The sequence below is a fragment of the Shewanella yunxiaonensis genome (genome assembly GCF_018223345.1).
GTDB lineage: Bacteria > Pseudomonadota > Gammaproteobacteria > Enterobacterales > Shewanellaceae > Shewanella > Shewanella yunxiaonensis.
In genome coordinates this window covers 2036850-2050278 of record NZ_CP073587.1, presented here as the reverse complement: position 1 = coordinate 2050278, position 13429 = coordinate 2036850, and the positions used below count along the sequence as shown (strand labels likewise).

The following is a 13429-nucleotide window of genomic DNA, read 5'->3' as shown; positions in this document are numbered from 1 at the left end:
CCTAATTCTGCTACAGCTCTGCCAATCCATGTAGGTTTCCCGGATAGAGTGAAGCGGTTTCCATAAATCGCCTCACCCTACGTAGCAACTGCCACATCTGCGAACACTTATGATTGCGTGTCACCGTTTCATGAAGTGCATGCCACAGCTTCTCAATTTTATTCACCCAAGGGCTATAAACGGGCTGAAACAGGAGTGTGAACTTGGGATTGTTGCTTAGCCAAGCCTGCACTTTTTTGCTCTTATGAATGATGTAATTATCCACGATTAACGTGATAGTTTTTGCTTTGCGATAGCTCTTCCGAAGCAATTCCATCAGCCTAATAAATAACGCCGAACATTTTGAGTCGCTGCCTACATATTTCACTGTGCCTGTGTCGGCATGTAAGGCCCCCGCAAGATAATATTTTTCGTTCTGGCCAGGTGTTGCCACTAACCGTTGTTTCCCTCGAAAGCCCCAATCTGCACCTATCTTAGGGTTTAAATGGATATCAACTTCGTCTTCATAGAAGACAGGATTATCGGCATTGCAGTTATCCAGAGCCGCTTTAATTGCCGCTAACTTTTCGTCCTTATGTGGGTCTCGAATTCTGAGTGTCGGTGCGGCCCGTCGCCATACTATCCCGAGTTCTGGCATCCACCGGCGTAACGTCGAACTATGAATATGAATTCCTGCATGTTTTCGCAATACTTTGGCGAGCAATTCGGTACTCCAACGACTACGCTGATAGCCTAAATCTTGTGGTGAGCAAGGGATTAGAAAATGTAGCAGCTTCACTATGGCATCGCCGGGTAAGTACGGTGGTTTCCCCAGTTCGGCATCTTTCAATCCGTTTATCCCCAGTTCGTTATACTTGCTACACCCGCGATTTACAGAAGAACGAGCCGCGCTAAGCAAGCTTGCGACTGTCTGTCGGGATAGTCCTTGATGCACAAGTAACACCGCATTTGCTCGACGGCTGAAACGCTTATCTTTGCTTCGCTGGACGATTTTCTCTAATCGGCGTCGCTCGGCACGATCAATCAATGTTATTCTGTTCATACTCAGTGTGGGTGTGTGTAAAGTGTGGTTTGGCGACTTATCTGATCGCTCATTTCACACTGAGTTCCCTTCGCAGGTGATCTACACTTCGGAACAGCTATTTAATTGCTGGAAGCGGGTCATCTTTCAAAATATTCCCCTTAACCGTAAATACATTCCGTGCTGGGAGTTTTTCGTTTGACATCATTTATCCCAACAATTATTTTAAACAGGTGTTTAAAATATTCTGGGGGATGGAATGGCCAATCGCTTTGATACCAAGACCCGTATTCTTGATGCAGCCGAACGGCTGTTTGCTGAGCGTGGTTTTTCGGAAACCTCTCTGCGACTGATCACCAGTAAGGCTGAAGTCAATCTGGCATCGGTTAATTATCACTTTGGCTCCAAAAAGGAGCTAATTCGGGCGGTGCTAGCGCGTTATCTGGATGTTTTCATGCCAGCGGCTTCTCAGGCAATCAATGCTCAGCGCAAGCAAGAACAACAGGCATCATTGCCAGAGATTTTTTCAGCATTGGTCAGCCCGTTGTTAAAACTCAATCAACTGTGTCCTGACGGTACGCGTACTTTTTTGCAACTGTTGGGGCGTGGTTACATCGAGAGCCAGGGGCATCTGCGTTGGTTTATCACTTCGCACTACGGTGATCATTTACAAACTTTTGTGAAAGCCGTGTCTGAAAGCGTGCCTGAAATTCCTGCTGCCGATATCTTTTGGCGTTTACATTTCACGCTTGGCACCATCGTTTTTGCGATGGCATCAGCGGATGCATTGATGGAAATTGCTGCCGCAGATTTTAATGAAAGCAACGATATTGAAGCTGTTATTCGTAAAGTGATCCCCTATATTTCTGCCGGCGTTGCAGTGTCGGGTAACTAAATCAAGGGTTTTGATATGACTATCCTGTTACTACTGCTTTTAGTTTTAGTCGCGTTGTTTTTTGTGCGCGATATTCGCATGCAATTTGTGACAAAGCCTGTGCTCCATTTCTTCCGCAAAGTATTGCCGCCGCTCTCAGATACCGAACGACAGGCGATGGAAGCGGGTGATGTCTGGTGGGAAGCTGAGCTGTTTCGTGGTCAACCCAACTGGGAAAAATTGCATGATTATGGCAAACCCACGTTGTCGTCTGATGAAAAGGCGTTCATTGATAATCAGGTCATGACAGCGCTGACCATAATTGATGATTACGACATTGTAAACAAACGCCGCGATCTGCCACCGGAATTATGGGAATACTTTAAAAAAGAAGGTTTTTTTGCACTCATAATCCCTAAAAAATACGGCGGTAAGGGGTTCTCGGCATACGCCAATTCGACCATCGTTAGTAAAATTGCCAGTCGTAGTCTCAGTGCTGCGGTGACAGTGATGGTGCCTAATTCGCTAGGTCCGGGGGAATTACTGACGCATTACGGCACGCAGCAGCAGAAAGAAAGGTGGTTGCCAGCATTAGCTACCGGCGACGAAGTGCCATGTTTTGCACTTACTGGTCCAGAGGCCGGTTCTGATGCGGGCGCTATTCCCGATGAAGGAATTGTTTGCCGTGGTAAGTTTGACGGTGAAGAGATCATTGGTCTGAAACTCTCCTGGAACAAGCGCTATATCACGCTGGCCCCTGTCGCTACCGTATTAGGCCTGGCGTTTAAGATGAAAGATCCGGAAGGCTTACTTGGCGATAATCAAAATCTCGGTATTACCTGCGCGTTAATTCCTACCAAGCATAAAGGTGTAAAAATTGGTCGTCGACATGATCCTCTACATATGGCCTTTATGAACGGTACGACACAGGGGAACGATGTGTTTATTCCGCTGGACTGGATCATTGGGGGACCAGAATTCGCGGGTAAAGGCTGGCGAATGTTAGTTGAGTGTTTATCTGCCGGCAGGGGGATTTCCCTTCCTGCATTGGCAACAGCATCGGGTCACTTAGCCACGAAAACCACAACCGCTTATGCCTATATTCGCAAACAGTTTGGTTTGTCGATAGGACAGTTTGAAGGTGTGCAGGAGGCTTTAGCCAGAATTATTGCCAATACCTATCAATTGGAAGCCGCCAGGCGTCTGACCACCACTGGCATTGATCTTAAAGTGAAACCATCGGTTGTCACTGCGATTGCCAAGTATCACATGACGGAACTTGGCCGCCAAGTGATGAATGATGCAATGGATATACAGTCGGGCAAAGGCATCCAGATGGGACCGAAAAACTATCTGGCTCACGGCTATATGGCTAATCCAATCTCCATTACCGTTGAGGGTGCCAACATTCTTACCCGCAGCTTGATGATTTTTGGTCAAGGTGCCACACGCTGTCATCCTTATGTGTTGTCAGAAATGGAAGCGGCAGGCATGAGCGATGAGACAGAAGCGCTCAATCGCTTTGATTCTCTGTTGATGGGGCATATCGGTTACGCATTGCGTAATGCTCTGGCAAGTGTCGGTCATGCACTGACAGGAAGTTACTTTGCCTCCGCCCCCGTAAGCGGCGACACCCGCATCTACTACAAACAGATGTCGCGCATGTCTGCTGCCCTGGCATTTATGACCGATATTGCGATGTTGGTGTTAGGGGGAGATCTAAAGCGTAAAGAGATGATCTCTGCCAGACTCGGCGACGCTCTCAGTCAATTGTATCTTGGGTCGGCCACCCTAAAGTTGTTTGAAGATCACGGGCGCCAGTTTGACGACTTGCCGGTGGTACAACATGTGATGCAAACTCGGTTACAGCTCACTGCAGAGGCGCTGGAAGGGGTTATTCGTAATTTCCCGAATAAGCCATTATCCTGGCTGATGCGAATACTAGTATTTCCGTTGGGTAACTGGTTTAACGGGCCATCAGATAAGCTCAGCAGCAGTGTAGCTGTGAGTTTGCAGAAACCTTCACCAGTGCGTGAGCGGTTAACCTTTCTATGTCCGAATTTTGTGGGCGATACCGGTGGAATCGCAGAAGTTGAAGCAGCTTTTCAGGCGATGCATAAATGCCGTGACCTATATGCACGACTGCGTGATGCGCAAAAGCAAGGGAAACTCGCGCGTGAATCCTCATTGGAGGTTTTAGCAGAAATCGCTGTAGCCGAAAATATTATCACGGAAGAAGAACAAGCAAGATTACTCGCCGCAGATAAGCTGCGACTGGCCGCCATTAATGTCGATGATTTTGCAAAATTGTAATCCACATGGATGAATAAAAAAGGTACGCAATGCGTACCTTTTCTATTCGAAGTGAAGTCGATTTTTTAAGGTACAATCAAAACCTTACAGGTATTAGTGCCACCGATAGTCTCCATGACATCACCTTTTGTCATCAACACCATATCACCCGTATGAATGTATCCTTTATCACGCAAACACTCTAATGCCGCCTGCGCCAGAAAGTCTGGTGCATGAAGTGATGACTCAAATGCAACGGGATACACACCACGATACAATGCCATCGCGGACAAGGTTCGCTGGTGGCGGCTAAGCGCAAAAATCGGCAAAGCCGAACTGATACGAGACATCAGTTTGGGGGTGGCTCCCGATTCCGTCAGGGCCACAATCGCTTTCACTGCCGACAAATGGTTAGCCGCATACATAGTGGCGAGGGCGATGGTTTCTTCTACGGTGCTAAAACTCTGGTCCAGGCGATGTTTTGATACCCGAATGCTGGGATGGGCTTCGGCACCCAGACAGACTCTTGCCATAGCGGCGACAGTTTCTTCTGGGTAACTTCCCGCCGCGGTTTCTGCCGACAGCATAACGGCATCAGTGCCGTCAAGAACGGCGTTGGCAACGTCCATGACCTCAGCACGTGTAGGCATGGGATTGCTGATCATTGACTCCATCATCTGGGTCGCTGTGATCACGATTTTGTTGAGTTGGCGCGAACGACTGATGAGCTTTTTCTGTACTGCTACCAGAGCAGGATCGCCAATTTCTACACCCAGATCTCCACGTGCCACCATAACCGCATCTGATGCATTAATAATGTCATCAATCGCTGCGTCTGACGCTACTGCCTCTGCGCGTTCGACTTTAGCAACGATCAGTGCTTCACTACCGGCATTGCGTGCCAATTCGCGGGCATATTCCAAATCCGCGCCTGAGCGAGGGAATGAAACCGCCAGATAATCCACCTTAATTTCAGCGGCTGTGATGATGTCATGTTTATCTTTATCCGTAAGAGCCGCTGCAGACAAACCGCCGCCGCGTTTGTTGATCCCTTTGTTATTTGATAAAGGACCCGCAATGGTGACAGTCGTAAAAACTTTGCGGCCTTCAACCTTCGTGACTCGTAGTTGCACTCGGCCATCGTCTAACATCAAGGTATCGTCAACATCGACATCATCAGGCAATTCTTTGTAATCGATGCCTACCTGATTCACATCGCCTTCACCTTTGGGCAGTTCGGCATCCAATACGAATGTTTGTCCCTGCGTTAGTATTACCTTGTTATCCTTAAAGGTAGATACCCGGATTTTAGGGCCTTGCAGGTCACCCAGAATTGCAATTTGTACGCCGAGTTCTTTTGCGATGTTTCTTGCATCAGTCGCGCGTTTAATGTGATCTTCTGGAGAGCCATGGGAAAAATTAAGACGAACGACGTTTGCACCAGCGGCAATGATTTTGCGTAGGTTATCGTCACGGTCTGTGGCTGGACCCAGTGTTGTCACGATTTTTGTTCTGCGAAACATGGTGTTTATACCCCATTAAGTTTGCAAATGTGCTGCTTAATATCTTAACAGAGTTACATTTGTTTTGTAGGAAACTTACAAACAAAAAAGCGACAGAAAGATGTTTAAATTTTGTGACTTTAACCAAAAATGGTTAAAAAATAAGCGACTGCTGTATGGCGGTCGCTTGGGGATAAAAACGTAAGAGGTTGGTTACATTACATCAGTTTTTTCTACGCGGGACTCTTTCAGAACCTCTTTAACCCGTTTCAGACTTTCGCGAAAGCGCGGCCCACGACGCAGGGTAAACCCAGTGGCGAGTACATCAACAATGACCAGTTGTGCCAGTCGGGACGCCATTGGTAGATACATATCGGTGTCTTCAGGGACTTCCATTGTTACCGGCAGGGTACATTCACGGGAGAGCGGTGAATTGCGTGAAGTGATGGCGATCACTGCGGCGCCATTTTCTCTTGCCAAACGAGCGATATCCAACAATGACTTAGTGCGGCCTGTGTGTGAAATTAACACCACCACATCACCTTCATTACTGTTAATACAGCTCATCCGCTGCATTAACACATCATCGAAACAAATTACCGGGACATTAAAACGAAAGAATTTATTCTGTGCATCATGAGCTACTGCTGCAGAGGCTCCCAAACCAAAGAAGGAAATTTTTTTCGCCTGGGTGAGAACATCGACGGCACGGTTAATCGCGATAGGGTCCACACTCTGGCGCGCGGTATCCAGCGCCGCCATGGAGGACTCAAAAATTTTGTTGGTGTAGGAGTCTGGAGAGTCGTCTTCCTCAACATGGCGACTGACATAGGGCGTACCATTCGCCAGGCTCTGTGCAAGGTGCAGCTTAAAATCAGGGAATCCTTTTGTGTCCAGCCGGCGACAAAACCGGTTAACCGTTGGTTCACTCACATCCGCCATTTTTGCCAGTGTTGCTATGCTGGAATGAATGGCAGTTTGTGGGGAAGCCAGAATAACCTCGGCAACTTTACGCTCAGATTTGCTGAAATGAGGCAGGTTCTTCTGAACCTTTTCTAAGGTATTCATATGTTATTAAGTCCGCAGGCCAATAGATTATGTAATTTTATTAGTTTCTTGCTGTAAGTTATACGAAGCTCAACATCAAAGTATTGACGGATATCAAAGCCATATTAGATTACGCTAACGTGGCGAAATGCCGCATGTAACAGGGATTACAATGCACTGAGCATAACAGATTTACCATAGTTTTGACCAGCCATCAGGGAAAGGATAAAGCTTAAATAACAGATGCAGTTTTTCGTATTTGTGGTTATATTACAACAATTCTGTATATCGATTTCCGAATGCGTGGTTTACGCTTGGATCTGTTAAAGTGAAGCCACCCTAATTCAAAGGAGAGAGTTAAGCGATGGGCAAATCATCATCCGAGACCAAAGCCTGTGATTTTGTACTCTTTGGCACAAAAGGAGACCTGGCCCGGCGCAAATTGTTGCCTTCATTATACCAGCTCGACAAGGCCAATTTGTTACATCCTGATACCCGTATCATTGGCGTTGCCAAAGATGCCTTTACGCAGGAAGAGTTTATTGAGCGTGTGACTCAATCTATCAAAAAGTTTGTGAAAGAGGACGTCTGTCCTGAAACCTTGCAACGTTTTCTTGGGCGGTGTCATTACATTGGTACCAATTTCACTGATGTGGACGGTTATGCGGCGTTTCATAAGCTTCTGGATAGCCAGAGCCGTGTAATGGTGAACTATTTTGCCACTCCGCCTGCAATTTTCGGTGACATCTGTCGTTGTTTGCACGCACAGGGCCTAATCAATGCTGAAACCCGCGTGGTACTTGAAAAGCCGATTGGTTCAGATCTGGCCTCTTCCAAAGTGATTAACGATCAGGTATCTGCCTATTTTGATGAACGTCAGGTTTATCGTATCGACCATTATCTTGGTAAAGAAACCGTACAAAACCTCATTGCACTGCGTTTTGCAAATTCACTATTTGCTTCCAAATGGGACAATCGCACCATTGATCATGTGCAGATCACTGTTGCGGAAGAAGTCGGTATCGAAGGTCGCTGGGGGTATTTTGATAAGGCCGGCCAGATGCGGGATATGATCCAGAACCATCTGTTGCAGGTACTAACGTTGATTGCCATGGATCCGCCGGTGAACCTTGATGCTGACAGTATTCGTGATGAAAAAGTCAAAGTATTAAAATCGCTGCGTCCAATCACCATGGACAATGTGTTTGAAAATACCGTACGCGGGCAGTATTCCGCAGGTTTCCTTAAAGGTTCGCCAGTACCTGGATATCTGGAAGAAGAGGGGGCCAACGTTCAGTCAAATACCGAGACTTTTGTGGCGCTGCGACTGGATATCGATAACTGGCGTTGGGCCGGGGTGCCATTTTATCTACGCAGTGGTAAGCGGATGCCGTTCAAGAGTTCTGAAATCGTCATCTACTTTAAAAATCCCCCACATAATCTGTATCGCTCCAGTTATCGTAATCTGCCGCCGAATAAACTGACGATCCGTCTGCAACCGCATGAAGGGGTTGAGATCCAGATGATGAACAAGGTGCCAGGGTTGGAGCAGAAACAGCGACTACAGACCACTAAGCTTGATTTGAGTTTTTCCGATACCTTTAAAAATGAACGGATCCCCGATGCCTATGAACGCCTGTTGTTAGAAGCAATGTCAGGTAATCAGGCACTGTTTGTGCGCCGCGACGAAGTAGAGCAAGCATGGATCTGGGTTGACGGTATCATTCAGTCATGGGAACAGAGCAATGAGAAACCCAAGCCTTATCCTGCGGGCACCTGGGGTCCCGTAGCTTCGGTGGCATTGATTACTAAAGACGGACGTTCCTGGGACGAATAAGGAGGCCGTATGTTGAAAGAAACCGTTTTTAAATCTTTCGATTCTAAAGAGCAGTTAGAACAACAGTTAGCGCAGCGTATTGCCGATGCTTTGCAAGCAGCCATTGATACTCGAGGCAAAGCAAGTCTGGTCGTGTCGGGGGGGGCTACGCCGATAGGCTTGTTTGACAAATTGAGCCGCAAGGTGCTCGACTGGAGCGAAGTGTTTATAACGCTGGCAGATGAACGCTGGGTTGACACCGACAGTGCGGATTCCAACGAGCATCTGGTCCGGCAGCACCTGTTACAGCATTTCGCAGCAAGTGCCAAATTTCGCGGGCTGAAAAATATGTTTGCGACTGCTGAAGCCGGTGTCGCCATGACCACGGAACAACTGGCCAATATCCCGCGTCCATTTGATGTGGTGGTGTTAGGTATGGGCAATGATGGCCATACCTGTTCTTGGTTTCCTAGTGCTCCAGCTGCGGAATTGCAACAGGCGTTGACTACAGACGCGTTACTGTGCGCGGTACATCCGCAAGCGGCACCACATGCCCGCATTACCTTAAGCCGCAATGCCATAATGTCGAGCCGACAAATATATCTGCATCTGGTAGGGCAACAGAAACTGGATGTTTATCACCAGGCGCTGGTCTCTGACAATGTCAATGAGATGCCAATTCGCGCAATTCTGTCCCAGCACAAGACCCCTGTGGACGTGTATTGGGCTGCATAAGGAGACGTTATGAATCCTACAGTACAGGCGGTAACTGATCGAATAATTGCCCGCAGTAAAGCTACCCGAGCAAAATATCTTGCCGCTATTCAGGAATCCAAAGCTGATGGCGTGTATCGTGCCAGCTTGGGGTGTGGCAATTTGGCCCATGGTATGGCCGCCTGCCAAGCAGATGATAAGCAATCGTTACGACAGTTAACCAAAGCCAATATCGGTATCGTTACCGCTTACAACGATATGTTATCGGCACATCAACCTTATGAGCATTACCCGCAGATCATCAAGAATGCCTGCCATGAGGTGGGGAGTGTTGCGCAAGTGGCTGCCGGTGTTCCTGCCATGTGTGACGGTGTAACGCAAGGCTATCCAGGCATGGAACTGAGTTTGATCAGTCGTGAAGTCATTGCGATGGCGACTGCGGTTGGATTATCTCACAACATGTTTGATGGTGCCTTGTTGCTGGGTATATGCGACAAGATTGTTCCAGGACTTTTGATTGGCGCCTTAAGTTTTGGTCATCTGCCGATGTTGTTTGTGCCCGCGGGGCCCATGCGTTCCGGTATTCCCAATAAAGAGAAAGCGCGAGTACGACAGAAATTTGCGCAGGGGTTGGTGGATCGCGCGGTATTACTGGAAGCGGAATCCAAGTCATATCACAGCGCCGGGACTTGCACCTTTTACGGCACCGCCAACAGTAATCAACTGGTGCTGGAAGTTATGGGCTTACAGTTACCAGGTTCTTCCTTTGTTAATCCAGACGATCCGTTGCGCTTAGCGCTGACACAAGCGGCGGCTAAACAAGTGTGTCGACTGACAGCATTAGGCACTCAATACACCCCTATTGGTGAACTGGTCTGTGAAAAATCGATCGTCAATGGTGTTGTCGCGCTGCTGGCAACCGGTGGCTCAACCAATTTGACCATTCATCTGGTCGCGGCGGCCAGAGCAGCTGGCATTATCATCAACTGGGATGATTTTTCTGAACTATCTGACGTTGTGCCGTTATTAGCCAAGGTTTATCCCAATGGGCAGGCAGATATCAACCATTTCCATGCTGCTGGTGGCATGGCGCTGCTGGTAAGACAGCTGTTAGACGCCGGCTTACTGCATGAGGATGTAAATACGGTAGCGGGATATGGACTACGACGTTACACCCAAGAACCCAAATTATTGGCTGAAGGGCTGACATGGGTAGAGGGGCCCGCCGAAAGCCTTGATCCTGAAGTGCTCAGCTCTGTGGCCAAACCGTTCCAGCATCACGGTGGCTTGCAGCTGCTGACTGGCAATTTGGGTCGAGCGGTAATGAAGATTTCCGCAGTTGCTGAGGCTCACCGCATCGTAGAGGCTGAGGCTGTGGTAGTAGACGATCAACTCAAGCTTAACGAACTCTTCAGTAGCGGACAGCTGAATCGTGATTGTGTGGTGGTGGTTAAAGGGCAGGGACCAAAAGCTAATGGTATGCCAGAACTCCATAAGCTGACGCCATTACTGGGCTCATTACAGGATCAAGGCTACCATGTCGCGCTGGTGACTGATGGCCGAATGTCCGGTGCGTCAGGAAAGGTGCCTGCTGCTATCCATTTATCTCCTGAAGCACTTGATGGCGGTCTTATTGCCAAAGTGCGTAATGGTGATCGTATTCGCGTAGATGCGGTAAACGGCGAAATTAGCCTATTGGTAGACGAAGCTGAATTGGCAACAAGAACCGCAGAGTCGGTTACTTTGCGACCGGTGCGTTACGGCATGGGCCGGGAATTGTTCACCGCGCTGCGCGCTAATTTCAGCAGTCCTGAAACAGGTGCTCGCAGTACCAGTGCTATCGACGAATTTTATTAACCATTAAGGAGCCGTAACATGACACAGAACAATTGGACGTTGCAGCCCTCAGCAATATTTGCGTTAAGCCCCATTATTCCTGTAATGGTTATCAATAAAATTGAACACGCTGTTCCATTAGCTAAAGCCTTGGTGGCTGGCGGTATTCGAGTACTGGAAGTTACACTAAGAACCCCTTGTGCTTTAGATGCTATCAGTAAAATTGTGGCAGAGGTGCCAGAGGCGGTAGTCGGCGCAGGAACAATTTTAAATGAAACCATGCTGCAGCAAGCTGAAGCCGCTGGTGCACAATTTGCTATCACTCCCGGTGCGACTGAAGCACTGTTGAAAGCCGGAAAAGCTGGAAGTATTCCGTTGATCCCCGGGGTGGCCAGCATCTCGGAAATTATGGAAGGTCTGAGTCAGGATTATCACTATTTCAAGTTTTTTCCTGCCGAAGCTTCTGGTGGTGTAAAGGCATTGAAAGCCTTTGCTGGGCCGCTGAATGATGTGCATTTTTGCCCTACTGGCGGCATCACCCCAGAAAGTTATCGGCAGTACCTGGCGTTGCCCAACGTCGACTGTATTGGCGGCAGTTGGATTGCACCGGTTGAAGCGATGGAATCAGGCGATTGGGCCCATATAACCGCACTTTGTCAAGAAGCGCTCAGCGGGCTGTAACCTGGGAAAACCAAATAAAAAGCCACTATTCAGTGGCTTTTATTTTCTCGAAGCAATTGTGTGGTTATTTGAATTGGGCAATCAGCTCTTTTTGCCGTTCACTTTGCCGTCGAAGCTCTTCGCCGTGGCTGGTAGCTTCGTGACTATTTTCCTGCAGTTTACTTACTCCACCTTGAAGGCGGCAGGAATTCAGATGCAGTTGATCCACGGTATAGGCCTGTTCTTCCGTTGCCACCGCAATCTGGTGGCTATTGGCGGTGATACGTCCCAATGCTTTGGCTTCGTCATTAAGCCGAGTTACTAACTGTTGTTCCAGCTCCATACTGTGTTGGGTAAGCGTCTGACTCTTACCCATCTCGGCGACTGCTTGCTGGCTCTGCTCACTTAACTGGTGAATAATGCCATAAATCTCTTTGGCCGAACCTGATGAGCGTTGTGCCAGTGCGCGTACTTCATCAGCAACGACGGCAAAGCCTCTGCCAGCTTCACCTGCACGTGCCGCTTCGATCGCCGCATTCAACGCTAACAGGTTAGTTTGTTCAGATAATTGTTCAATTACTGCAAGTACCGTGTTCACACTGGCGCATTGCTGATCGAGCTCCGCAATTTGTGATGCTACTTTTTGCAGTAAGCCGCTCATTTCAGCGTTAGCTGCGCTGCTCGCCTCAAGTGCTTTCATGGTGTCCTGATTGCTAACTTCAAGGTTAGTGACATCTGAGGCGGTATTGGAGGAGGTGGCAGCAATCTCGGCGATAGCACTTTTCATTTGACTGATTGCTGCTGCCAGTTCATCTAGTGCCAGTGCCTGTTGGGAAAGCTCTCTATGATTGGCATCGACCGACTGCTGATGAGATTGCAAATTAGCATTCAAATGGTCGCTGGTGTCATCAATCCTGGCTGTAATGGCTACGATCTCGGCTTTCTGCATTCTCAAACTGAGTTCTACTGCGGATAGAATATCGGTGTCACCGGTATAGATGGCCTGCATGAGTTTGCTTTGCTGCACATCATCACTCAGTTTTTGCAAACGGGTGCATCGGGCCGAAAGCCGGACAAGACTCCAGCTCATCAGTAGCAGCGATAGGATCACGAAAGGGATGGCAATCGTTACGGAGACGAAGGGGAGCGCCAGTAGCAAGGCGGTGGATATTCCCCAAGGGAGTCCAATTTTAGCGGTAAGTGATAAAGGAAATTTGGGTAAGGGTAACTTGCCTTTCTCAATATCGGCGTAACAAGCAATAGCTCTCTGCACCAGTGCTTTATCAGCTTTAGTACGGACGGATTGATATTCAAAGATTTTACCTGCACGGCGGATTGGGGTGATGAATGCGTTTACCCAGTAATAACCACCGTCCTTGCGGCGGTTTTTAACCAAGCCCATCCAATTTTTACCCTGCTGAATATCGTGCCACAGATCTGCGAATGCCGCTTTAGGCATCTGTGGATGACGCACAATATTATGGCCGTGACCCAGCAGCTCATCTTGGGTATAACCACAAATGTCGCAGAACTGCTGATTAACGTGAGTAATTTTCCCTTTTAAATCGGTAGTGGAAAGAATCCGGCTATCTACCGGCACCGCAGTTTCCACTTCAGTGATGTAATTATCTCGCTTCATATCCACACAGAGCTAAGTTAAGTCTATC

10 protein-coding genes are annotated in these 13429 nt (G+C 48.2%); 6 read left to right on the top strand and 4 right to left on the bottom strand.

Translation table 11 applies throughout. The features are described from left to right. Positions 1–10: 10 nt before the first annotated feature. Positions 11–1042, bottom strand: coding sequence for an IS630 family transposase (locus KDN34_RS09370; protein ID WP_212593552.1), 1032 nt, complete (start codon positions 1040–1042; stop codon positions 11–13). Positions 1043–1280: 238 nt separating this feature from the next. Between KDN34_RS09370 and KDN34_RS09365 the strand changes: the two genes are divergently transcribed. Further along, on the top strand, positions 1281–1916 hold the full coding sequence (locus KDN34_RS09365; RefSeq protein ID WP_212593551.1) for a TetR/AcrR family transcriptional regulator: 636 nt from the start codon (positions 1281–1283) through the stop codon (positions 1914–1916). Positions 1917–1931: 15 nt separating this feature from the next. Beyond that, complete coding sequence (locus tag KDN34_RS09360) at positions 1932–4208, top strand: acyl-CoA dehydrogenase (RefSeq protein ID WP_212593550.1); 2277 nt, start codon at positions 1932–1934, stop codon at positions 4206–4208. A 65-nt stretch (positions 4209–4273) separates the two neighbouring features. Here the strand turns inward: KDN34_RS09360 and pyk are convergent, their stop codons facing one another. Together pyk and KDN34_RS09350 are read right to left on the bottom strand one after the other, a co-directional pair. Continuing rightward, positions 4274–5710 carry a pyruvate kinase gene (pyk, locus tag KDN34_RS09355; protein ID WP_212593549.1) on the bottom strand — a complete coding sequence of 479 codons (1437 nt, stop codon included), beginning with the start codon at positions 5708–5710 and terminating at the stop codon, positions 4274–4276. Positions 5711–5902: 192 nt separating this feature from the next. After that, on the bottom strand, positions 5903–6757 hold the full coding sequence (locus KDN34_RS09350) for a MurR/RpiR family transcriptional regulator (RefSeq protein WP_212593548.1): 855 nt from the start codon (positions 6755–6757) through the stop codon (positions 5903–5905). A 343-nt stretch (positions 6758–7100) separates the two neighbouring features. On the opposite strand from KDN34_RS09350, the gene zwf reads away from it, so the two are divergent. The 4 genes from zwf to KDN34_RS09330 are packed head-to-tail and all read left to right on the top strand — an operon-like array spanning position 7101 to position 11783. Continuing rightward, positions 7101–8573 carry a glucose-6-phosphate dehydrogenase gene (gene zwf, locus KDN34_RS09345; protein WP_212593547.1) on the top strand — a complete coding sequence of 491 codons (1473 nt, stop codon included), beginning with the start codon at positions 7101–7103 and terminating at the stop codon, positions 8571–8573. A gap of 9 nt (positions 8574–8582) precedes the next feature. Beyond that, a complete protein-coding gene (pgl, locus tag KDN34_RS09340; protein ID WP_212593546.1) occupies positions 8583–9287 on the top strand; it encodes a 6-phosphogluconolactonase in 705 nt (234 codons plus the stop codon). A 9-nt stretch (positions 9288–9296) separates the two neighbouring features. Next, entirely contained in the window at positions 9297–11123 is a 1827-nt protein-coding gene (edd, locus tag KDN34_RS09335; protein WP_212593545.1) for a phosphogluconate dehydratase, read from the top strand. An 18-nt stretch (positions 11124–11141) separates the two neighbouring features. Beyond that, positions 11142–11783: a bifunctional 4-hydroxy-2-oxoglutarate aldolase/2-dehydro-3-deoxy-phosphogluconate aldolase gene (locus KDN34_RS09330; protein WP_212593544.1), complete on the top strand. Its 642-nt coding sequence runs from the start codon at positions 11142–11144 to the stop codon at positions 11781–11783. A gap of 64 nt (positions 11784–11847) precedes the next feature. Here the strand turns inward: KDN34_RS09330 and KDN34_RS09325 are convergent, their stop codons facing one another. Continuing rightward, complete coding sequence (locus tag KDN34_RS09325; protein WP_212593543.1) at positions 11848–13401, bottom strand: methyl-accepting chemotaxis protein; 1554 nt, start codon at positions 13399–13401, stop codon at positions 11848–11850. Positions 13402–13429 lie beyond the last annotated feature (28 nt).

Excerpts from the sequence above, each read along its gene's own strand:
- KDN34_RS09370 (WP_212593552.1), bottom strand. The coding sequence starts at position 1,042 with ATGAACAGAATAACATTGATTGATCGTGCCGAGCGACGCCGATTAGAG.
- KDN34_RS09365 (WP_212593551.1), top strand. The coding sequence starts at position 1,281 with ATGGCCAATCGCTTTGATACCAAGACCCGTATTCTTGATGCAGCCGAA.
- KDN34_RS09360 (WP_212593550.1), top strand. The coding sequence starts at position 1,932 with ATGACTATCCTGTTACTACTGCTTTTAGTTTTAGTCGCGTTGTTTTTT.
- pyk (WP_212593549.1), bottom strand. The coding sequence starts at position 5,710 with ATGTTTCGCAGAACAAAAATCGTGACAACACTGGGTCCAGCCACAGAC.
- KDN34_RS09350 (WP_212593548.1), bottom strand. The coding sequence starts at position 6,757 with ATGAATACCTTAGAAAAGGTTCAGAAGAACCTGCCTCATTTCAGCAAA.
- zwf (WP_212593547.1), top strand. The coding sequence starts at position 7,101 with ATGGGCAAATCATCATCCGAGACCAAAGCCTGTGATTTTGTACTCTTT.
- pgl (WP_212593546.1), top strand. The coding sequence starts at position 8,583 with ATGTTGAAAGAAACCGTTTTTAAATCTTTCGATTCTAAAGAGCAGTTA.
- edd (WP_212593545.1), top strand. The coding sequence starts at position 9,297 with ATGAATCCTACAGTACAGGCGGTAACTGATCGAATAATTGCCCGCAGT.
- KDN34_RS09330 (WP_212593544.1), top strand. The coding sequence starts at position 11,142 with ATGACACAGAACAATTGGACGTTGCAGCCCTCAGCAATATTTGCGTTA.
- KDN34_RS09325 (WP_212593543.1), bottom strand. The coding sequence starts at position 13,401 with ATGAAGCGAGATAATTACATCACTGAAGTGGAAACTGCGGTGCCGGTA.